The sequence below is a fragment of the Shouchella sp. JSM 1781072 genome (assembly GCF_041949915.1).
GTDB lineage: Bacteria > Bacillota > Bacilli > Bacillales > Bacillaceae_D > Shouchella.
Genome location: NZ_JBHFQE010000003.1, coordinates 765,140 through 788,120, shown reverse-complemented (window position 1 = coordinate 788,120; position 22,981 = coordinate 765,140). Strand labels below are relative to the sequence as shown.

The following is a 22,981-nucleotide window of genomic DNA, read 5'->3' as shown; positions in this document are numbered from 1 at the left end:
ATGTATTATGGCACGTCGCGGTCGTCCAAAGCGTAGAAAGGTTTGTTTCTTTACAGCAAACAAAATCACGCATATTGACTATAAAGATGTTGATTTGCTTAAACGTTTCATTTCTGAGCGTGGGAAAATTCTTCCACGTCGCGTAACTGGAACATCTGCAAAATATCAACGTAAATTAACTGTTGCTATTAAGCGCAGTCGTCAAATTGCTTTACTTCCATATGTAAACGAAGTAAATTAATTTTGCTATAAAAGAGGGTGGATTAAGCTGGTTTTTTGAAAGCCAACTTGATTGCTCTCTTTTTTTAATTTCAAATTTCGTCGCTTTTACTTTGGAAGTAAGTACGATAAAATAGATAAAGGCTGTGAATGGATTACAGCATGTACGTTAAAAGAGGTGACGAATTGGAAGACAAGAAAGTAGTAACGAGAGGGATTATGAACGGCTTACTTTTTGTGCTGTTATATAGTTTGCTTGTTACGGGCATTCCATTAATAAATATACTTGCATTTATTGCACTTCCATTACCGCTTCTCTATATGACTTCTGTATATGGCTTGAAAACGGGAATTCTTACAGGAAGTCTGTCGAGTATCGTTGCTATACTCATATCGCTTATCTTTTCAAGCATTATTCTGCTACCAATTGGATTTGCGTTGATAGGTGTACTTGGTGGTTATTACCAATACATGAAAAAATCAGCTGTCGAAAGGCTTAGTATGTTCATCATTGCTCCCTTTCTATTTTCAGCGATTATCTATGTTGTGATCGAAGGCTTATATGGCATTTCCATTTTAGGAGCTGTTCGCGATACAATGTATGAAACGCAAAATCTTGCAGAAACGTTTGCAGTGGATGTTTATGATGATGCCTTTATTGACGCGTATATTCAAATGTTACGTGATATGATGCCATTTCTATTGCTTGTTTTTGGTGCCATATACGGCTTTATTGTTTATGGTCTATCTACGCTGATGTTTAAGCGTGTAGGCATCACTTATAATAAACTGCCTCCATTTAGAGATTGGGAATTTCCTAGGTACTTTATTGTTTTCTACTTTATCTTTCTAGTCTTAGGATTATTTCCTTTTGAACAGGGATCTTTTATGGCGAGCGTCTCACTCATAGGGTTTAATATTTTTAGTATCTTCCTTGTCTTACAAGGGCTTTCTTTTATTCAAACCTATATGTATTATAAAAAGGCATCCAAAGCTTCGATGATCATGGTGACAATTGGAATTGTTTTATGTATGCTGTTGATCTCGCTAGCTGTGTTTTTTGTAAGGATTATCGGAATGTTTGATATGATGCTTCGTATAAGAGATCGATTTAAGGAATAATTATTTGGTAGTAATGAGTAGGAGATGACATTCATGCCTAATTGGAACAAGCCGTGGTGGCAGCACACGTATGTCATCACATTGTTTGTCCTTGTTTTGTTTTTAACGACGTGGCTTATGTTTAATCGTTGGGAGGCTGGTTTACTCGTAACGGTGCTGTTGCTTGTGTGGTTGTTTTTCTATTTTCGTGCAAAGAAAAAAGACGATCATTATCTTGATACGTATATCTCGACTTTATCGTATCGAGTAAATAAAGCAAGTGATGAAGCAATAACCAAGCTTCCAGTCGGGATTGTGCTTTATAATGAGAGTGGAACGATTCAATGGACAAATCCATTTATTCAAGAACGATTTGGTACAGGGTTAAATGGACTGGATGTAACGGTTATTCACGAGGATTTACAGCAATTTATTCAAGGTGAAACGACGGAAGAAACCATTCAGTTTGATTCAGGTTATTACCATTTCACCTTTGAACAAAACGAACGACTTATTTATGTTGTTGATGTAACAGAGAAAGAGACGACGCAGAAGCGGTATGACCACATGCTACCGTTAATCGCTCATATCTATTTGGATAACTATGATGAAGTAACACAAAGCATGGACGACCAAATTCGAAGCCGCTTATTGGCCCAAGTCACTACAGCGCTAAACAATTGGGCGAATGACTATGACATTTATTTGCGCCGAACGTCTTCAGATCGCTTTTTAGCTGTGATGAATCACAAGACATTGTTGCTGTTAGAAGAAAATCGGTTTGAACTTCTTGATGAGATTCGTGAGATTACCGCAAAAGAAAAGGCGCCTATCACATTAAGTATCGGTGTCGGTACGGAAGAAGCATCACTGAAGCAGCTTGGTGTTTTAGCGCAATCCAGCCTGGACCTTGCATTAGGTCGAGGAGGAGATCAAGTCGCGATTAAAAAGAAAAATGGTCGTGTTCGCTTTTACGGAGGGAAAACAAACGCCGTTGAGAAACGAACGCGGGTCCGTGCAAGAGTGATTTCCCATGCTTTGCGTGATTTCGTTAAAGAAAGCGAGAAAGTCATTGTGATGGGGCATAATCGTCCTGATATGGATGCGATTGGTGCGTCTATAGGCGTATTAAAGTTAGCGGATTTAAATGATCGTGAGGGCTTTATCGTCTTAGATGAGGAAGATACAAATGCAGATGTTCAGCGCTTGCTTGATGAAGTGAAGCAACAAGATCATTTATGGAATCAATTTGTTTCTCCAGAAGAAGCGATTCAGATTGCAGACAAAGAAACGTTGCTCATCATCGTAGATACGCATAAACCTTCTATGGTTATCGAACCAAAGCTGCTACAGATGGTTGATCGCATCATTGTTCTTGATCACCATAGAAGAAGTGAAGATTTTGTTCATGATCCCGTTCTTGTTTATATGGAACCCTATGCGTCTTCAACAGCAGAGCTTGTAACAGAGTTGCTTGAATACCAACCGATGCAGTTTAAAATGGATCGATTAGAAGCAACGGCCCTTTTGGCAGGCATTACGGTAGATACGAAAAGTTTTGCTGTGCGGACAGGTGCAAGAACGTTTGATGCAGCCTCCTTTTTAAGGGCTAATGGAGCTGATACGGCACTGGTTCAGAAGTTGTTAAAAGAAGATCTAGGAAGCTACGTACGTCGTGCAAAGCTAATGGAAAATGCATATGTTTATCGCGACGGGTATGCGATTGCGATGGCAAAAGATGATGAACCATACGATCAAATTATTATTGCTCAAGCCGCAGATACACTGTTGACGATGAGCGGTGTGCGCGCATCCTTCGTTGTTTGTAAGCGAGGCGATGGTCGTGTCGGAATTAGCGCTCGCTCGTTAGGTGATATTAATGTTCAAGTCATTATGGAGCGGCTCGGTGGTGGCGGGCATCTTTCTAATGCGGCAACGCAATTAGAAGAGACCACACGTGAAGAAGTTAAAGATAGGCTAGAACAAGCGATTGATGAGGGATTTGAAGGAGGTACCGAACGATGAAAGTTATTTTCTTAAAAGATGTTAAAGGAAAAGGAAAAAAAGGTGAAACAAAGGATGTTGCAGAAGGTTATGCACGTAACTATTTGCTACCAAACCACTTAGCCAAAGAAGCAACTACTGGTAATATGAAAGATCTTGAAGCGCAACAGAAGAGTCAAGAAAAGAAAGTTCAAGCTGAATTAGAAGAAGCGCAGGCATTTAAACAGAAACTTGAAGAATTAACGATTACCATTCCTGCAAAAGCAGGTGAAGGTGGTCGCTTATTTGGAGCTGTCTCGACAAAACAAATTGCTGAAGCTCTTCAAAAAGAAGTCAAGAAAATTGATAAGCGAAAAATTCAATTAGATGATCCTATTCGTACTCTCGGCTACACGAAAGTACCAATTAAGATTCATCCAGAAGTAACAGCTGTTTTAAATGTTCATGTAAAGGAAGTATAAGGAAAGGTAGAAGCTGACTCAAAGCGAGTCAGCTTCATTTCCGTTACTACTATAGAAGGGGTAGACACTATGAGTGATCTTCTAAATGATCGGACACCACCGCAGAATATTGAAGCCGAACAAGCCGTTCTAGGCTCTATTTTAATAGAAGTAAATGCGCTAACTACGGCGAGCGAACGGCTCCTTCCTCAAGACTTTTATCGAGCGAGTCATCAGCGAATTTATGAAGCGATGCTGGATATTAGTGAAAAAGGTGATCCTGTTGATTTAGTGACATTGACTGCTGAGCTCCAAGGAAGGCAATGGCTGGATGATGTTGGCGGTGTTCCTTATTTAACAGATATTGCTGAAACCGTGCCGACAGCGACCAACGTTGATTATTACAGCCGAATTGTCGAGGAGAAATCGCTGCTTCGACGTTTGATTCGTGCAGCCTCTGATATTGTCAAAGATGGCTATGCAAATGAAGATGAAGTAGGCGCCATACTGGACCATGCAGAAAAAACGATTCTGGAAGTGGCTCAACAGAAAAACTCTACAAACTTCGTGCAAATTAAAGACGTTTTACTTGAAACGTACGATCAAATAGAAGTGTTGCAACAATCACGCGGAGATATTACAGGGATTGCAACAGGATTCTCTGAACTAGATACAATGACAGCTGGATTTCAGCGAAATGATTTAATTATCGTTGCAGCACGTCCTTCTGTCGGAAAAACCGCATTTGCATTAAACATCGCACAGAATGTAGCAACCAAGACAGAAGAGAATGTGGCTATCTTTTCATTGGAGATGGGCGCAAGTCAGCTTGTCACACGAATGTTGTGTGCAGAAGGCAATATTGACGCCCAGCGAATGCGAACAGGTGCGTTAGAAGAAGAGGATTGGCATAAACTATCCATGGCCATGGGTTCTTTATCAAAAGCAGGAATTTATATTGATGATACACCGGGAGTGAAAGTCGGTGAAATCCGTGCTAAATGTCGCCGGTTGAAGCAAGAGAGTGGTCTTGGCATGATTCTGATTGACTATTTACAGCTGATTCAAGGAAACGGTAGAGGTGGTGAAAACCGCCAACAGGAAGTATCGGAGATTTCACGGACTTTAAAAGCAATTGCACGTGAGCTTGAAGTACCCGTTATTGCTCTGTCACAGCTTTCTCGAGGTGTAGAGTCACGACAAGATAAGCGACCAATGATGTCCGATATTCGTGAATCAGGGAGTATTGAGCAGGATGCAGATATTGTTGCATTCCTCTATCGTGATGATTACTACGATAAAGAAACGGAAAATAAGAATACAATAGAAATTATCATCGCTAAACAACGAAATGGTCCAGTGGGAACGGTTGAGCTTGCATTCGTTAAAGAATACAACAAATTCGTGAATCTAGATCGAAGACACGATGAAAGCGATATGCCACCAATGTAATAAGAGTTTTAAACGAATGATAGTAATATTAAATCTATAAACGTTCGGATTTTATTGACGCTCATGGATGGAACTGCTATACTTACAATGGTTTTTAATGAGCGCGGAGGTGTTAACATGTCTTCAGTTGTTGTTGTAGGAACACAATGGGGCGATGAAGGTAAAGGGAAAATTACGGATTATTTATCCGAAAAAGCCGAGGTTGTTGCTCGTTATCAAGGTGGGAACAATGCAGGACATACAATTGTTTTCGGTGGAAAGAAGTATAAGCTTCACTTAATTCCTTCAGGTATTTTTTATAAAGATAAAACATGTGTAATTGGAAATGGCATGGTGATTGATCCAAAGGCACTTGTAGAGGAACTTGCTTATTTGCATGAGCGAGATGTCGATACGAGTAACTTACGTATTTCAAATCGTGCGCATGTGATTTTACCTTATCATATAAAATTAGATGTAGTAGAAGAAGAGCGCAAAGGTGCAAATAAGATCGGGACCACCAAAAAAGGAATCGGTCCAGCTTATATGGATAAAGCAGCACGTATTGGGATTCGTATTGCTGATTTGCTCGAAAAAGATACATTTGCAAGCAAAGTTGCATCTGTTCTTAAAGAGAAAAATCGTTTATTTGAAAAGTATTATGAAACAGAAGGATTTTCGGTTGATGAGATCGTTGAAGAATACTTTGAATATGGACAGCAAATTGCGAAGTACGTTGTTGATACATCGGTTGTTTTAAATGACGCTCTTGACGAAGGACGTCGCGTTCTGTTTGAAGGTGCACAAGGCGTTATGCTTGATATCGATCAAGGAACCTATCCGTTTGTTACGTCTTCAAATCCGATTGCTGGTGGTGTCACAATCGGTTCTGGCGTAGGCCCTTCTAAAATTCATCATGTAGTAGGTGTTTCTAAAGCGTACACGACTCGAGTAGGCGATGGACCATTCCCTACAGAGCTTCATGATGAAATTGGTGACCAAATCCGTGAAGTTGGAAGAGAATACGGAACGACTACCGGTCGTGCGAGACGTGTTGGCTGGTTTGACAGTGTTGTTGTACGTCATGCAAGACGTGTAAGTGGCATTACAGATCTTTCATTAAATTCAATTGACGTATTAACAGGGATTAAAACGTTGAAAATTTGTACAAGCTATCAGTACAAGGGTGAAGTGATGGAAGAGTTCCCTGCAAGTTTAAATGTTTTAGCAGAATGCGAACCGGTCTATGAAGAACTTCCTGGTTGGGAAGAAGATATTACCGGTGCAAAAACATTGGAAGACTTGCCTGAAAATGCACGTCATTATATTGAGCGTGTAAGTCAATTAACAGGAATTCCATTAACCGTTTTTTCTGTTGGCCCAGATCGAAATCAAACGAATACGGTTCGTGGTGTATTTGCATAATTGAACGTGTGGAAAACGTAAGGAAAAGCTTGCGTTTTCCCTTTACTTTCAGTATGCTTAAGACTGGCTTTCGTGGTAAAAAAAGTTTTTGTAAAAAAAGTTTTTAAAAAGTGTTGCGCAGATGATTTATGTATGATATTATAAATCTTGTCGTCGAGAGGATATGACGAAACACGGCTTGCTTATTGCACCGTCTGCTCAGTTTTAATATTTGAGCCATTAGCTCAGTTGGTAGAGCATCTGACTTTTAATCAGAGGGTCGAAGGTTCGAATCCTTCATGGCTCACCATTTCTACAGTGGCCCGTTGGTCAAGCGGTTAAGACACCGCCCTTTCACGGCGGTAACACGGGTTCGAATCCCGTACGGGTCACTTTTATATAAATACATACACAAAATGGTCCGGTAGTTCAGTTGGTTAGAATGCCTGCCTGTCACGCAGGAGGTCGCGGGTTCGAGTCCCGTCCGGACCGCCATTTTTTCTTAGTAATTTTTAAAATAATCATGATGTTATAGCAAGGCTCAGTAGCTCAGTTGGTAGAGCAACGGACTGAAAATCCGTGTGTCGGCGGTTCGATTCCGTCCTGAGCCACCACTTGCCGGTCTAGCTCAATTGGTAGAGCAACTGACTTGTAATCAGTAGGTTGGGGGTTCAAGTCCTCTGGCCGGCATCGAAAGAACTTTATGTGTATGCATAAAGTTCTTTTTGTTTTTGGTAGATATGTTAAACTAGAATGAGGGACAAATTATTCCCCAGGCAATTTTTTTGTGGATAAACATCAGCAGGCGCTGGTGTTTTGTTTAAGTAAACGGTTCTTATACGTGATGATTTAAGATTGATTTACGTTTCAGGAGGAAAAAATAATGGATAAATATATATTAGTTGTAGATGATGAAAAACCAATTGCAGATATATTGAAATTTAATTTGGAAAAAGAAGGCTTTAGTGTTGATTGTGCATATGATGGAAATGAAGCATTGGAAAAAGTGAGCGAGCGAAAACCAGATTTAATGTTACTGGATATTATGCTGCCCTTTAAGGATGGAATGGAAGTTTGTCGCGAAGTGCGGAAGCAATACGACTTACCGATTATTATGCTCACTGCAAAAGACTCAGAAATTGATAAAGTTCTAGGCTTAGAGCTAGGCGCGGACGACTATGTAACGAAACCGTTTAGTACACGCGAACTATTAGCACGAGTAAAAGCCAATCTAAGAAGGCAGCAAGCTGCAACAGACGACACAGGCTCGTCTTCAAAAGAAATGCATATTGGCGATCTATCGATTCACCCAGACGCTTATCAAGTGCGAAAACGTGGAGAAGCGGTTGACTTAACACATAGAGAGTTTGAGTTGATTCACTATCTTGGAAAGCACCTTGGACAAGTCATGACCCGTGAGCATTTATTACAAGCAGTATGGGGCTATGATTACTTTGGTGACGTGCGAACAGTCGATGTAACAGTAAGACGGTTAAGAGAGAAAGTTGAAGATAATCCAAGCTATCCTACGTGGATTATGACCCGCCGAGGTGTCGGGTACTTCCTAGCGTCGCAGGATAATCAGGAGTAATGGTGTAGATGGATCGAAACGTAGGTTTCTTCAAATCAATACGGTTTAAACTCATTATTATTTATATGCTTCTTATTGTCCTGGCCATGCAAATTGTTGGCTTTTATTTCTCGAATTCACTTGAGAGAAGCTTAATGGATAACTATGAAACGGTAATTAGTGACCGGGTAAATTTATTGACCGTGAGCGCGGCAAGAGAATTAATTGACGAGGATTCAGACACACAGGAAAATTTAAATACACTTCTAAACGAAACATTTCCGCAAACAGACGATAATATTCGGTTTGGGAAAGCACAAATTATCGGAAATGATTTTGTGTTGCTAGCTAGCTCTGATCCAAGTGACCAAAGTAGAATTGGTCAATTAACAGAACAAACCATTGTAAGAAGAGCCATTACCGGTGGTTCTTCTCTAAGCGATCAACGGATTAACGAACAGAACCAGGAGCGCTATTTTGTTAAAGCACAGCCGATTCGACCGAATGAGGATTTTTCGAGTGCTTCTATTGATGGAGAAAGCCCTGAAGCAAGTGAAATTCAAGGCGCTGTCTATGTAGAAGCGTCAATAGAAGAAGTGACAGATCAAGCGCAGTCTATTAACCAAATTTTTATTGTCGCATCGACGATTGCTTTGTTAATTACGTTTTTCGTCATTATTTTAGTAGCGAGGACGATTACGGCACCAATCCTTGATATGAGAAGACAAGCTTTACGTATGGGTCATGGGGACTTTTCTAGACAAGTAAAAGTGTATGGATCTGATGAGCTTGGTCAGCTAGCGATGTCATTTAATGAGTTAACGAATAAGCTTCACGATACAACTTTAATGAGAGACCGGGAGCAGAAGCGACTTCGTTCTGTTCTTGCACACATGACGGATGGGGTAGTAGCGACTGATCAAAGTGGATTAATTATTCTGATGAACCGTCGCGCCGAAGAATTGCTAGGCATTTCGCTCAAACACGTACTTAGGAAACCGATTATTGAAGTGTTGAATATGGATGAAACACAAAGCATCTATGATCTTTACGAAAAAAATGAATCGGTATTGCTAGACTTTAGTTATGGCGATAAGCTCGTGTTATTGGAGGCAAATTTTTCTGCGATTCAAGAAGATGAAGGTCCTATGAACGGTCTAATTACGGTTCTTCATGATGTTACGGAAAAAGAGAAAATTGAAGGGGAGCGTCGTGAGTTTGTTGCGAATGTATCCCACGAGCTAAGAACGCCTTTGACTACGATGAAAAGTTATCTTGAAGCGTTAGCGGATGGAGCAATAGAAGACAAAGAAATTGCGCCGCATTTCCTAAACGTCACTCAAAAAGAAACAGATCGAATGATTCGTTTAGTGAATGATCTGCTACAACTATCACGAATTGATTCACAAGATTACGAGATGGATTTACAATGGGTTGAATTAGGCTCCTTTTTACACAGTATCATCGAACGATTTGAAATGATTGTGAAAGATAAAGATATTGAATTTCATCGTCATATTGTGAAGCAGCCTACGTTCGCTAAAATCGATGAAGATAAGTTGACACAAGTTCTAGATAATATTGTGTCTAATGCGATTAAGTATTCTCCAGAAGGCGGAAATGTGACGATTACGCTTCTGCATCAAGGAAATAAAGCAAGAATAAGCATTTCTGATGAAGGAATGGGGATTCCGACTGAATCGCAGGATAAGATTTTTGAACGTTTCTATCGAGTAGATAAAGCAAGAGCACGTAATGTTGGTGGGACTGGACTTGGTCTAGCGATCGCAAAAGAATATGTGCTTGCCCACGAAGGAGAAATCTGGGTTAATAGTGAATACAATGAAGGAACAACGATCTATATAACATTGCCTTATTCAACGTTTAAAGGAGGTAAAGTGTGAAATACGAACAGTTTAAAACTGTCACTTTAGTTGCTTTAATTTGCTTAAGTTTGTTTTTTACTTATCAATTATGGACGTATCAACCAAGTATGCAAGCACTAGAAAGTGAATCGGATGTAAGTGAAAGTTATGCGAATTCCATGATAGGTGAAGAGCGAGCAGTGACAGAGCTTATTCAGCCAAGCTCAATGATTCTACACAAAGATGATCAAGGATACGCGTTAATGAACCGTGTAGATAATCGATTTGAAGAAACGCTGGGGAGCTTAAGAAGTCACGGATTAGAGCATGCCATATCAGCCGATCCTGTCCAGACAAGTGCACAAGGTATTGAGTTACGTTTCCCTGATGAAATACCGCTTCAATCGCTTCTCGCTTTTTTTGATGAAGATTATGATCAAATGAATACGAATCGTGAAGTCGATCGTCTGCTTATTTATGTAGCGGAGGATGAGCATGTGAATTTAACCTTTGCGTCAGCGGAAAAAGAAGATTTCATGTCGATGCGTTCGTCAATGCCAGCGAGTGAACTGAAAAATTTAATTTACGCGAATGACACAGAAGCAGAGCTAGAAACGGAAGTCGTTAAAGAAAATGACTCTGATTATTTGTTGCTACGAAATGATATTTACGTGCCAGTAGAGAAGCAAGTTGTACGTTTATATGACTATACGCTAAATATGGATAGTGACATGCCCATGCTGATTAATCAGCGATTATTTAGTGGAACGGATGTACCGAGAGCCAATCAATTAAATGGAGAATATTTGTTTACAGATGGCAGTCGAACAGTGACGCACGATAGCACGATCTCGTATTTAAATTACTCGTATCCATATTCTACAGATAGCCAAGAAGAGAGCAGTCGTCATATTTTAGAAGTCGGACAAGAATTTATTAACGCAACAGGTGGATGGACGGATCAATATGCAGTCGATCAAGTAAATAAAAAAGATTCGACTGGCCAAATTGAATTTCGTTTACATGTGAATCATCTTCCTGTTCACGAGTATCGTTTAACGACGGCAAGTAGCGATCAAGATCGAATGAAAATGTACATTACCCGTGCAGGGACACAAGTGATAAGCATGGGTCGACCTTTATTTCAACTTCAAGATTCATATACCCATCAAGAGCGAGAAGTCGCTTCAGGTGTAGATGCAGTGGAATTGTTGAAAAGTAGCTCATCGGTTCTTTGGGAAGACGTGAAAGATGTTCGTTTAGGCTATAAAGCAACGATGACCAGCCGAAATCGTGCTGAGCTAAGCCCGGCATGGTTTTATAAAGCAAATGGAGATTGGAAACCAATTGAAAAACCGGACGAGGAGTTACCAGGATGAATTGGAATCGAACAAAATCGATTTTTATTGTCGTTTTTCTCCTGTTGAATGTGTTTTTAGGTTGGCAGTTTGTTGATCGTGTAATGGAAGGTCAGCTTCAAAGTATTGAGCAAGCCCCGGAAATCGTTGAACGATTAAATGACAACAATATCACGTTACCTGATGGGAATGTAAATACGTCAGATGCGCGAGGCGTTGTGTTAGAGGGCTCTAGAATCAGCTTTACAAGCGATGAAATTGAACAACTTGAAGATGAAGGACACACCGTAGAAGCACAAGGGCAAACGCCTAATGAAATTCGAGTTGAACTAAATGAGCCAATAGATATTCGCTCAGCATTAAGTACGAGTACAGATGAAGGGTTCGCTCCTTTTCTAGCAGAGAACATTTTATATAGTGATCAATATGTGTTCTCAAAAAGAGAGGATGATTTGCTTCACTTCAATCAAACGTATAATCAGGTTGATACATTCATAGATAATGACGAAGCACTCACATTAGAATTAAATGATGATGACGAAGTGGTTGCCTATGAGCAACAGCGCTATAGCTTTGATGAAAACCGAGATGAGCGAGATATCATTCCCTATATGGATGCGTTAAGAGTGCTATTAGATAACCATTATCTATCTATGAATAATAGTGTTGAAAAAATTGAGTTTGGCTACTATAGCCTATCAGATCAAACGCCACGCTTTTTTTCACCGATGTGGGCTGTGACAGTTGATCGATCAAGTGCAGATGCAGAAGAGAAAGATATGCGTGTCTACCTTGTAAATGCGTTGCTGCTGGAGCAACATCAATGGTACCCAGACGAATCACAATCAGATGATGAGATTGATGATGAGTTAAGTACAGATGAGTAAATGAACGATCCTCATGATGAGGGAGTGGATAAATCAAGGAGGACTGAAGATGGCTATGCGTTTCAGTGTACTTGCGAGCGGAAGTACCGGAAATGCGATGTATGTAGAAACACCATCGCAAAGAATTTTAGTTGATGCAGGTTTAACTGGCAAAAAAATGGACGAGCTTTTTAAGAAAATTGACCGTGACCCTAAGCAAATTGATGCCTTACTTGTGACCCATGAACATAGCGATCATATAAAAGGTGTGGGGATTTTTGCTCGTAAGCACAATCTCCCCATTTACGCCAATGAAAAAACGTGGAACGTCATGGAAAAACAGCTTGGTCAGTTAACGATCGATCAGAAATTCCACTTTAATCAAGAAACGGTCAAACAATTTGGGGACCTTGAAATTGAATCGTTTGGTGTGTCGCATGATGCCGTTGACCCCATGTTTTATTGTTTCCGACATGAGGGAAGAAAGCTTGTGATCGCAACCGACATGGGCTATGTTAGCGAACGGATTAAAAAAACGATTGTCGGTGCAAATGCCTATGTATTCGAATCAAATCACGATTTAAACATGCTACGTGTTGGTAGATATCCTTGGAACGTAAAAAGACGAATTTTAAGTGATATGGGTCATGTCTCCAATGAGGATGCAGCACTTGCACTTCATGATGTGGTCGGCGATACACAAAGCCATGTTTACCTTGCACATCTAAGCTTAGATAATAACATGAAGGATCTGGCGCGAATGACGGTGAAACAAGTATTGGAGCAAGAAGGGCATCAAGTCGGAAGTTCGATCCATCTTCATGATACCGACCCTTATTACCCGACCGCACTATCTGTGGTTTAAAAGCTGAGAAAAACGTAAATAAATAGGTAGTAGACCTTTAAAATTTGTTTTTTTCTCATGATTGGTCTCTCTTTCTAAATAATTGTTTAAAGAACTACAAAAATCATTTAAATCATTGCTTTAACCTAGAACAATGAATCTAAATGGGTATAATGTAGGAAAATGAGTAGAGACATGGAAGGGGTTAAGGTAATGGGCTATTACGATGGAAATGATTCTCGTTATAAAGAACCTAAGCAAGGAGCGAGTAATGGAAAAGTCGCTGGTTTTTCTGCTTTTGGTGGAGCAATTATTGGTGCAGTACTTGTATTAGTTGCATCTCCGTTATTGTCTAATCTAGCTTTATTTGATGATCGTGTGGAAGAACCAGGAGAAACAACAGCTGCTGAACCGCAAACAGAGCAAGCGGATTCTAACGTCATTAATTTAGATGTTAATTCGGCCACAACAGATATTGTTAATGAAGTTTCTGACGCCGTAGTGGGCGTGATTAACTTACAGCAAACCGATTTGTTTGGTGAGGGCGATGCAAGCGAGAGTGGAACAGGCTCTGGTGTTATTTATAAATCTGAGGGTGACTCAGCTCACATCGTAACGAACCAACACGTGATTGACGGTGCATCAGAAGTTGAAGTAGCGTTAACAGATGGTACTAGAGTGGAAGCTGAAGTGGTTGGAGAAGATGAACTAACGGATTTAGCCGTACTACGCATTAGCTCGGAGCATGTCGATACCGTTGCATCATTCGGAGATTCTGATTCACTTAGTGTGGGAGAGCCTGCCATTGCAATTGGAAATCCATTAGGACTTGAATTTGCTGGTAGCGTGACACAAGGAATTATAAGTGCAACAGAAAGAAGCATTCCAATTGATACAACTGGAAACGGTCAAGCAGATTGGAACGCAGAAGTATTGCAAACAGATGCAGCCATTAACCCTGGTAACAGCGGTGGCGCATTAATTAATATAAATGGTGAAGTCATTGGCATTAACTCAATGAAGATCTCTGGAATTGCAGAGGGGTTAGGTTTTGCGATTCCAGCGGCAATTGTTCAGCCTGTAATTGAAGAACTAGAAACAACAGGAGAAGTTCGTAGACCATCACTAGGCATTACCTTACGTAATTTGAATGAGCTACCAACAGCCGCCTTACAAGAATCGCTCGGACTACCTGAAGATGTAACAGAAGGGATTCTCGTAGTGAACGTTGCTGGAGGAAGCCCAGCTGCAAATGCAGGCATTCAAGAGCAAGACGTTATTGTTGGCATCGATGGTGAAGACATTACAAATGCGCAAGATTTAAGACATATGCTGTACCGTGAAAATTCAATTGGCGATACAATTTCTGTTACGCTGTATCGAGGTGGAGCGGAAGAAACGGTAGATGTAACATTAAACGAACAACCAGACCTTTAAGTATCGAAAGGATCTCTTTCAACAAGAAAGAGGTTCTTTTTTTTTGTGAGAAGCCTTTGGTCTGTGGATAACATAATGGTATACTTGGAAAATGAGAAATGGAAGGACGTGCATGATGATAGCAGCGTGTGAAGAACATATAGAATTAGCGTTAGACGTGGCTGTGGATGAATGGGAAGCCGCTCCAATCGTTGAAAAAGCAAAAGAGGTAGTCACTTGCCAATTCTGTGAGCAACAAGCAACATACACAGTTACGAAATAATCAGATACTCACACTGTTGATATGTGGATAACTTATGTGGATAAGGTGATTCTTGTTGCAAAAACAGTTATACACATGCGGATAAACCGAAAGCGGAAGGACGTTATTCACAAGTGAACATTAGTATTATTACTGTAGGGAAACTAAAAGAAAAATACTTACGAGCAGGAATAGATGAATATAAGAAGCGACTAGGCGCCTATGCGAAGATTCAAGAGATTGAAGTGGCAGACGAAAAAGCACCTGAAAATTTGAGCGAAGAAGACATGAACATCGTAAAGAACAAAGAAGGCGAGCGAATCCTGGCAAAGATAAGTGCAGATACCTATGTTATTGCGCTAGCAATCGAAGGAAAAATGAAAACGAGTGAGCAGCTAGCAAAATCGATTGAACAGCTAGGTACGTACGGAAAAAGCAAAATCGCTTTTGTGATAGGAGGGTCACTCGGACTTTCTGATGATGTTTATGCTCGTGCAGATGAACTGCTCTCTTTTTCTAAAATGACATTTCCTCATCAGTTAATGAAGCTTGTTTTATTGGAGCAGGTATATCGAAGTTTTCGAATTAATAGAGGTGAACCTTATCATAAGTAGTTGAGCTTAAGGAAATTTATAGTGGGTTTATTGCTGAATAATAATTTTTATAATGATTAATGTAAGATATTAATAATACTTTTCTCTTTTTGAACGGTAATTTCCTGCAATGGTGTATTGAAATATAAAATGAAAAGTAGTCTTAATTAAACACAAAATAGTTGAAAGGAAGTAAAGAATGGATTACTCACGTTTAAAAAATTGGAGCAACAAGATTTACTCAATGCCGGAAATTACCAGAGATGATAATTTTGTTGAATCTATATACACCCATTTAGAACTGTTTAAAAATGAAAGTCTAGATGAAAAGATAGCTTTAAGATTGAGAACAAATGGATTTTTAATTAAAGATGAAGAAAATAATTGGAAACTTACTGATATCTCAAAGGAAATTTTAAACACAAGAAAAAATGAGATATTATTTAAACACTTAAGTAATACGGTAGTCTTTTTTGGAGAGATACTATACTTATTAAATCAAAATAGTATGAGTATAGGCAGCCTATTGAAAATTGCTAATGAGGAGTACTTAATAGTAAATTGGAAGAAGAAAAATCAGATTTATACCCGACTGCAGTGGCTTAGAGATTTGGGAGTAGTGGAATATTCCGATTTTGAAAATCTTTATAAAATAAATAATATAGGTCAGAATTATTTAGAATCAATTATTGATAATCTTGATACATACAAAAAAAATAATTCTACTGAACATACTGAAATTATGAATAGCATCCCAAACTGGATAGTTGAAAATAAAAAGAGAAACATAGACAATTTAGGATATATTGCAGGAAGAAAAGAAAAATTCTTAATTACTATTAAAGAAACTATACAGCTGATACAGAAAGAACAAAATGATCTTTCGAACTTTACAGGGAGCTCAGTCTTTTCAGGTCTGAAAGAAAATAGTATAAAGCACCACATTAAAACATTAACAGATATGGATTTAATTGAACGTCAGTCATTAACTACTTACAAAGTAACACCTATTGGAGCGAAGGTTCTATCTTTAAATGACTTTCAGTTTGTATTTTACCTTGATAACATTTTTACATTTGTTATAGAAATTCTACTGTACTTAAATAAAAAACCACAGACTTTAAAAGAGTTAACAGCAATACCTAAAGAGAAGTATTCTATTAACAAAGACAGTATGAGTAAAAGATTGTACTTTTTAGAAAAAGCTAAATTAATATATAAAGTTGATTACTATACATATGCAACCTCTGCTTTAGGACAATCAGTGGTATCTTACTTTAATATTGAATCGTCCCTTACTAGTAATAATGCAAAAGTTAATGAAAATAATATTGACATAGATAGTTTTACTCCAAAAAGCTCAATTGATTCATTAGTTATAGAGCTTAGGCAGGCAGCTTCAGACTCCACTCTGCCTTCACGATTTGAAAAGGTTATAAATGAGTGCTTTATCAACTTAGGCTATGATAGTAAATGGTTAGGAAAATCAGGTGAAACAGACGTGCTAGCACAAACTAAAACAGCTCCCGTTTCACAGTATAAAATAATTATTGATGCAAAATCCACCTCATCACCTACTGTCAGTGATTCACTAATAGACTTTGATACTTTAAAAGAACACAAACAGAAGTACAAAGCTGACTATATTGTCATTGTAGGAATAAAGTTTGGTCATGGAAGAGTAGTTAAAAGAGCTAATGAGCATGGGGTAGCTTTGTTAGACGTCGATGCGTTATCTGGCTTATTAAAAAATCACAGAGAAGTTCCTTTAGGATATAAAGAATATGAAAAGATATTTTCTAAAGGTGGAATTGTAAATTTAAATAGTTTGGAAGAAGATAGAGCTGAACTAATTTATCAAAAAAAATTAGTATATTCAGTTCTAGATGTACTGACGGAAGAAAGAGAGGACACAGTCACTAAAGGGGAATTGTCTGCTCGTGACATATATATCATGTTAAAAACGAATCAAAATCTTAGTCAATCTCCTACAGTAAATCAGATTGAAGGTGCATTAGAATTTTTATCTTCATCATTCATACGAGGAATTGAAAAAACAAAAAATGGGTACTCTGCAACAGGATCAGTTACTGAAATAAGCAACATTTTGAACTTCTTGTCTAGATAAAGAGGAAAAACATCGTTAGAGAAAAGATAGATTTTTAAATATATTATTTTTAGTTTCGTTCCTTGTAACTATTTCGATACTTAAAAACCTCACTTATATTAGTTACGGTGAACCGTACCATAAGTGAGTGAAGTTTTTAAATAGTGTAGTAGAAAAGTCTATGTTAAAGGGGAGAGTTATAACTACTCCCCTTAATCTGAGATTGATGACGAACCGAACAAGAGGATGAACAACTTGCTTCAGGAATTTAATAAAAATGTCGTCAAGAAATACTTTATTGCGCATTCTCCTTATTATCTATAATTTTTCCTTTATACTTCGTAATCAGCTCAAGCAATGAATAAGCACTAACAAGAATAATGACACTAGCAAAAATAATGAGAGATAATTTTAATGAAAGATAGCTGATTAAAAAGCCAGTTATTAACGATCCAAGAGACATACCACCTACTGTAATAACATCTACTGTCGAAAAGACGCGACCACTCTGTTCACTTGGCGTGATTCGTTGTAAATAGGTCCACATTGGGCCATCGCCGATATTTGCAAAAATCCCTAAGAGTGAAACAAATAAAAAAGAAAGGATCATATATTCATGAAAACCTGATAATGCTAGAGTTAGAGGCAAACCAATCACACCTATACTGATTGCAATGTTTAAAGACTGACTTCCAATCATAGCTCCTATGAGTGCTCCAATAATTGAGCCAACACCAATTGCCGTTAATAAATATCCTATTCCTTGATCACCTAAACCAATTAATTGCGATAACATTGGGATAAAAACAAACGTAGAACCAACAATCACATGGTTCAAAAACATTAAGATTGTTAAACTTCTCATATCCCTCTTTTTAAAGATGGCTTTCACACCAACGACCCACTCTTTATAAGTGGATTTAATTGTTATAGATTCATTATGTTTTATAAGGGTGTTACTCCCAATGTTCTTAGGTAAAAAAGATAAAAGACAAAAGCTTAAAATATAAGCGATCGTATTAAATAAGAAATTCCAAGTTAACACGCCTGTGCCTACTAAAAAACCACCAAAAATAGGTGCTATCATCAAAGAAAAAGTCCCAATTGTATTTAATAAAGAGTTTAAAGCTAATCGATCTTCTTTATCAACTAGATTAGGTACTAATGAAAGCTTACAAATCCTATCTAAAGTTGCTGATAAAACTAATAAGGTACCTATTATTAAATATGTAAGTAAAGATTGGTTTTCTGCAGAGGTCAATATTAAAAGGACGGCCATTAAAAAGGCACTTGAGAGATTTGATAGTAACACCAGTTTCTTCTTTGAATATTTATCAGCCAAAAACCCTGCAACAGGTGCAAAGAACATCCCTGATGTCTGTCTAATGACTGACAATAAACCTATGGCGATCGGCCCGAATTGATTAAATAAAAAAGCCGACATCGCTACAAAATAAATCCAATCTCCTAAACTAGTTAAAAAACCAGAAATCAAAAAAGGTCTTGCACCTTTTGATTTCAATGCCTTTTTCAAACTGAGATATAAAGTCAATAATAACTCCCCCATTATTTCCCTTTTTCTAAAGATATCCTCTTTATAAATCATTCATGAAGCTTGTTTCAATCTTGATTTTTCTTTTTTGAGGAATTGCTAAGTATAAAATTAAAAAATTAACTTTAATCAGAATATTACACAGCTCTTTTCTCTTGATTTATAGATTGATCCAGGTTATTACTCACTTCATCTCCAAACACACTCTTCATCCACATATAGCTTATACGTATATGATACGCATACAGTAGAATGTAGTGTATTTATTCATTCAATAGACTCCATTATACCAGCTAGGATCGAGAAAGTAACAAAACAGGGTACCATTCGTTATCATGATATCGGGCAAACAAAACGCAATGATTTATATCAAGACTATGTATACAGTTGTGTGGGCAAGATCGTAAACGATTTACTTGCAGTGCTACCGTGTGAACGAGTGTTTATTAATGCTGTAATTGATTTCTATGATGATCATCTGCCAATGCTGTCTTCTATTTTTCATCTTATATCACTTTTTACTTAAAAAATCACATTCTTCCACAAAAAGGTGATCCATTTTGACAAAGTATTCGTTCTCTTTGTAAGAGGTTACATATTAGCTAGGTATAAGCGTTGAGATTTTTCGATAAAGGAGGCATGAAAACAGCTAAGTGTGATTTCATTAATCATAAGGGAGCGATTTTTCTATGAAAAAAGCAATGATGTTTCCATTAGCGGCAGTATTGGCTGTCACAACTTTTGCAGGTACGGCATCTGCCGATCACGAGGGTCGTGAGTTTTTAGTTGAGCTTAGTCCAGATAATGAAGTCATGGATGTTGAAAGCGATGCAATGGGAAAAGCGCACTTTGAAGTAAGTGAAGATGGAGATACGCTTGAGTATTGGATTCATGCTGAACATCTAGAGGATGCAACAGCAGGTCACTTGCATAGTGGTCCTGCAGGAGAAGATGGTCCGGTAGAATTGTTCTTATTCCATAATGATGAGCCAATGGATTATAACGGTGAGGTGGCATCAGGAACGTTAACTGCGGATGATCTTGTTGGAGATTTATCGTGGGAAGAGTTTTCAATGGCTCTTGTAGCTGGTGATGTCTATGCAAACCTTCATACGGAAGAATATCCAGATGGTGAGATTCGTGGACAGCTTGATAAAAATGCACAGGATGCTGCAATGGAAGAAGCGAACATGCCAACTGATATGCCTCAAACAGGTATGGGTGGTGCACAATCAGGCAACTGGTTTACATCATTATGGGCGAGTGTTACAGGATTTCTCTTTAAATAAGATGTAATCGAAATAAAGACTTTTTGAGTGATCGTCATCACTCAAAAAGTCTTTTTAATGTTTGCAAAATACTACAGCACGGTATAAAGCAGCACAGCAATCCCCAAAGCGACCGTTGGAACGATGGTACAGACAAGAAAAATTGGCCCATATGCGCGCTTGTGTGTTTCCCCACAGATGGCGCGAACAGTCGTGACGACAAAGCCGTTATGGGGAAGGGAGTCTAACCCACCAGACGCCAAAGCGGAAACACGGTGCATTGCTCCTGGGTCAACGCCTCGCTCCATATAATCTGGAGCAATCAGTGGAAGTGCAATCCCAAGTCCTCCTGATGCAGAGCCTGTAATGCCACAGATAACGGTTACGAAAATCGCTAAGCTAAGCAGAGGCGGTCCTGGCATTTCCGAAAGGGCAGTCAAAAAGACATCAAATGCAGGTACCTGTGCAGCGACTGTTCCAAAGCCGACAACGGCACATGTGTTAGCAATGGCAACAATGGAATTTTGTGCACCAATTCCGAGAGAACCCCAAACCTGCTTCACGAATGAGAGATTGAGTAACCATGTTGAAAACACACCTAAAACAAGCGCCACTAACACCGCTGTTTTGGCGTCAATATACAGCGCTAAAATGTTAAGAGAGACAATGACGAGAACGAGTGGAAGTAGAGCAAAAATAGGTTTTGGTAGAATCGTTTCTTTTGTTGCTGCTAATTCTTCTAATGATTCTTTCCCTGCTTGGAACATAGGACTTTCCTTTGGCATGTCAAAGCGTTCACCATTTTTTACAGCACGTTGTAGCATGAATCGAATCCACAAACCACCGACGACCATAATAAATATTCCCATTGCGGCACCAACCCAGCCACCAGCTAATGGTGTCGTACCGAAAAATTCAGTTGGGATAATGTTTTGAATCTCAGGTGAGCCGGGAGAAGTCATGGTGAACGAGATCGCTCCAAACACAATGGCTACTGGTATAAATCGATGCGGGTAATCTGCGAGACGGAATAAAGACACTGCAATGGGATAGACGGTAAAACCGACCACAAATAAACTGACGCCGCCGTACGTCATAATCGCACAGGCTGCAATAACAGCGAACAGTGCCCATTTTGCACCGAGTCTACGTCTCACCCAGTCTGCAATTGACTCAGCCGCCTTCGTATCTTGCATCACTTTACCGAAAATCGCCCCTAGTAAAAAAATGAGAAACCAAGAAGCAAAATAGTTGGTGAATCCGTCCATATAATAACCGCTCATTGCTGTATTGAGATTTAATCCGCCTGTAAGAGCGAGCACAACAGATGAAGCAATTGCGGCTATAATGATGTTAATTCCACGCAGTGTCATGATAATGAGCATGGCGAGAGAGACAATCAATCCAATCATACTTACCATATGCCTTGCCTCCTTAGTGGGAAACAGTCGATTTTCGATTTATTAACTCTTTATATAACGTCATGATGTCTTCCTTAGAGGGAACTCTTGGATTGTTTTGCGGGCTGCCGCTCATTAGTGCATCATCCGCCATTTTGTCTAGTACGCGATGAAAGGCATCTTGGTCAACACCCCATTCAGATAAGGTAGGGATAGCGAGCTGCTGACATAATGATACAATTCGTTCCACAACGATTTCCGCAAGCTGTTCCTCTTGTGTGGTTTTCTCTTCAGGAAACAACACACGCCCAATTTCTGCTAACCGTTTCGTACAATGATTTTGTGTATACCTCAGAACGACAGGCAACAGCATAGCGTTTGAAATGCCATGGGGGACATGAAAAAGTGCGCCAATTGGCCGAGACATCCCGTGTACGAGACAAACAGAAGAATTTGAAAAAGCCATTCCTGCAAGCATGGATCCATAGATCATTTCGTGCCGCGCTTGGAGGTTTTTTCCATCTTTATAAGCAATGAGAACATGATGGTACAGTTTTTCGATTGCGGACAACGCAAGTGTATCTGTAAATGGGTGTGCTTTTTTACTGAGGTACGCTTCTAACGCATGGGTGAAGGCATCGACACCAGTTGCTGCTGTAATATTAGGCGGTGAGGAAACGGTTAAGACTGGATCCACAATGGCTACTTGAGGCATAAAGGCTTCTTGCTTAATCATCATCTTCACAGCTGTCGTTGTATTCGTAATGACTGTCGCATCTGTTGCTTCTGAACCTGTGCCACCTGTTGTAGGAACAACAAGTAAAGGGAGTGCTTTTTTTCGTGCAATCGATTGGTTATTCATGTAGTCACTGATATCACCACCATTTGTTGAAACGACGGCAACGGCTTTTGCTGTATCAATGCAACTTCCGCCTCCAATCGCAATGATATGGTCACATTGGTTGTGCGTAAGTAGTTCTAGAGCCTGATAAACGTATGTATCTTCTGGTTCAGCGTTCACGCCTGTATAGACCGATGCATGAATTCCGTGTTCCAGTAGAAGTCGTATTGCTTTCTCGATATTCCCTAATTGTTCCATAATCGGATCACTAATAATTAGTGCATGAGTGCCCGCTTTCGCAGCTTCAGCACCTAACTGTTTGAAACTATCTTCACCGTAAACGATGGTTGATGGTAAATGATTGACTCTCATATTCATGTTTAATCCCTCCTACTTACCGACTTGCAAAATCTATGCCATAGTAAAAAGCTTTCAAATAA

19 protein-coding genes and 5 tRNA genes are annotated in these 22,981 nt (G+C 39.1%); 21 read left to right on the top strand and 3 right to left on the bottom strand.

From position 1 onward, the window contains the following. The first annotated feature begins 7 nt into the window (after nt 1-7). From rpsR to ACE1TH_RS17820, 20 genes are all read left to right on the top strand, one after another. Nucleotides 8-241, top strand: a complete 234-nt coding sequence (gene rpsR, locus ACE1TH_RS17915; RefSeq protein WP_035396877.1) for a 30S ribosomal protein S18 — start codon at nt 8-10, stop codon at nt 239-241. Nucleotides 242-405: 164 nt separating this feature from the next. Next, on the top strand, nt 406-1,341 hold the full coding sequence (locus ACE1TH_RS17910) for a DUF2232 domain-containing protein (RefSeq protein WP_176554461.1): 936 nt from the start codon (nt 406-408) through the stop codon (nt 1,339-1,341). 33 nt (nt 1,342-1,374) lie between these two features. Then, nucleotides 1,375-3,345, top strand: a complete 1,971-nt coding sequence (locus ACE1TH_RS17905; RefSeq protein WP_099304839.1) for a DHH family phosphoesterase — start codon at nt 1,375-1,377, stop codon at nt 3,343-3,345. Then, the gene (gene rplI, locus ACE1TH_RS17900) at nt 3,342-3,785 is read left to right on the top strand and encodes a 50S ribosomal protein L9 (protein ID WP_099304837.1); all 444 of its coding nucleotides are present in this window, start codon (nt 3,342-3,344) and stop codon (nt 3,783-3,785) included. Before ACE1TH_RS17905 ends, rplI begins: the two co-directional genes overlap by 4 nt. Nucleotides 3,786-3,854: 69 nt before the next feature. Continuing rightward, nucleotides 3,855-5,216, top strand: coding sequence for a replicative DNA helicase (gene dnaB, locus ACE1TH_RS17895; RefSeq protein ID WP_099304835.1), 1,362 nt, complete (start codon nt 3,855-3,857; stop codon nt 5,214-5,216). Nucleotides 5,217-5,333: 117 nt separating this feature from the next. After that, complete coding sequence (locus tag ACE1TH_RS17890) at nt 5,334-6,620, top strand: adenylosuccinate synthase (protein ID WP_099304833.1); 1,287 nt, start codon at nt 5,334-5,336, stop codon at nt 6,618-6,620. A 213-nt stretch (nt 6,621-6,833) separates the two neighbouring features. Continuing rightward, nucleotides 6,834-6,909 (top strand) — tRNA-Lys (locus ACE1TH_RS17885). Between the two features lie 10 nt (nt 6,910-6,919). Further along, a tRNA-Glu gene (locus tag ACE1TH_RS17880) sits at nt 6,920-6,991 on the top strand. A gap of 26 nt (nt 6,992-7,017) precedes the next feature. Then, a tRNA-Asp gene (locus ACE1TH_RS17875) sits at nt 7,018-7,094 on the top strand. A 43-nt stretch (nt 7,095-7,137) separates the two neighbouring features. After that, a tRNA-Phe gene (locus tag ACE1TH_RS17870) sits at nt 7,138-7,213 on the top strand. A gap of 3 nt (nt 7,214-7,216) precedes the next feature. Further along, nucleotides 7,217-7,289, top strand: a tRNA-Thr gene (locus ACE1TH_RS17865). Nucleotides 7,290-7,482: 193 nt separating this feature from the next. Next, complete coding sequence (yycF, locus tag ACE1TH_RS17860; RefSeq protein ID WP_099304831.1) at nt 7,483-8,190, top strand: response regulator YycF; 708 nt, start codon at nt 7,483-7,485, stop codon at nt 8,188-8,190. 8 nt (nt 8,191-8,198) lie between these two features. Further along, nucleotides 8,199-10,073 carry a cell wall metabolism sensor histidine kinase WalK gene (gene walK / locus ACE1TH_RS17855; RefSeq protein ID WP_375079656.1) on the top strand — a complete coding sequence of 625 codons (1,875 nt, stop codon included), beginning with the start codon at nt 8,199-8,201 and terminating at the stop codon, nt 10,071-10,073. After that, nucleotides 10,070-11,413, top strand: coding sequence for a YycH family regulatory protein (locus ACE1TH_RS17850; RefSeq protein WP_099304827.1), 1,344 nt, complete (start codon nt 10,070-10,072; stop codon nt 11,411-11,413). Before walK ends, ACE1TH_RS17850 begins: the two co-directional genes overlap by 4 nt. Beyond that, nucleotides 11,410-12,279 (top strand): two-component system regulatory protein YycI, encoded by an 870-nt coding sequence (locus ACE1TH_RS17845; RefSeq protein ID WP_255224299.1) that lies wholly within the window; start codon nt 11,410-11,412, stop codon nt 12,277-12,279. Before ACE1TH_RS17850 ends, ACE1TH_RS17845 begins: the two co-directional genes overlap by 4 nt. 49 nt (nt 12,280-12,328) lie before the next feature. Continuing rightward, nucleotides 12,329-13,123 carry an MBL fold metallo-hydrolase gene (locus ACE1TH_RS17840; protein WP_099304823.1) on the top strand — a complete coding sequence of 265 codons (795 nt, stop codon included), beginning with the start codon at nt 12,329-12,331 and terminating at the stop codon, nt 13,121-13,123. A gap of 192 nt (nt 13,124-13,315) precedes the next feature. Then, complete coding sequence (locus ACE1TH_RS17835; protein WP_099304821.1) at nt 13,316-14,539, top strand: S1C family serine protease; 1,224 nt, start codon at nt 13,316-13,318, stop codon at nt 14,537-14,539. A 112-nt stretch (nt 14,540-14,651) separates the two neighbouring features. Next, nucleotides 14,652-14,801 carry a CxxH/CxxC protein gene (locus ACE1TH_RS17830; protein ID WP_375079655.1) on the top strand — a complete coding sequence of 50 codons (150 nt, stop codon included), beginning with the start codon at nt 14,652-14,654 and terminating at the stop codon, nt 14,799-14,801. A 113-nt stretch (nt 14,802-14,914) separates the two neighbouring features. Next, complete coding sequence (gene rlmH, locus ACE1TH_RS17825; protein WP_375079654.1) at nt 14,915-15,394, top strand: 23S rRNA (pseudouridine(1915)-N(3))-methyltransferase RlmH; 480 nt, start codon at nt 14,915-14,917, stop codon at nt 15,392-15,394. 178 nt (nt 15,395-15,572) lie between these two features. Continuing rightward, the gene (locus ACE1TH_RS17820) at nt 15,573-17,501 is read left to right on the top strand and encodes a restriction endonuclease (RefSeq protein ID WP_375079653.1); all 1,929 of its coding nucleotides are present in this window, start codon (nt 15,573-15,575) and stop codon (nt 17,499-17,501) included. 274 nt (nt 17,502-17,775) lie between these two features. Here the strand turns inward: ACE1TH_RS17820 and ACE1TH_RS17815 are convergent, their stop codons facing one another. Then, nucleotides 17,776-19,086, bottom strand: a complete 1,311-nt coding sequence (locus ACE1TH_RS17815) for an MFS transporter (protein ID WP_375079652.1) — start codon at nt 19,084-19,086, stop codon at nt 17,776-17,778. A gap of 635 nt (nt 19,087-19,721) precedes the next feature. Here ACE1TH_RS17815 and ACE1TH_RS17810 point away from each other — a divergent pair. Further along, nucleotides 19,722-20,321: a CHRD domain-containing protein gene (locus ACE1TH_RS17810; protein ID WP_255224295.1), complete on the top strand. Its 600-nt coding sequence runs from the start codon at nt 19,722-19,724 to the stop codon at nt 20,319-20,321. 71 nt (nt 20,322-20,392) lie between these two features. On the opposite strand, the gene ACE1TH_RS17805 is transcribed toward ACE1TH_RS17810, so the two are convergent. Next, nucleotides 20,393-21,721 (bottom strand): GntP family permease, encoded by a 1,329-nt coding sequence (locus ACE1TH_RS17805; RefSeq protein ID WP_375079651.1) that lies wholly within the window; start codon nt 21,719-21,721, stop codon nt 20,393-20,395. Nucleotides 21,722-21,734: 13 nt separating this feature from the next. Beyond that, complete coding sequence (locus ACE1TH_RS17800; RefSeq protein WP_375079650.1) at nt 21,735-22,919, bottom strand: iron-containing alcohol dehydrogenase; 1,185 nt, start codon at nt 22,917-22,919, stop codon at nt 21,735-21,737. Nucleotides 22,920-22,981: the final 62 nt, after the last annotated feature.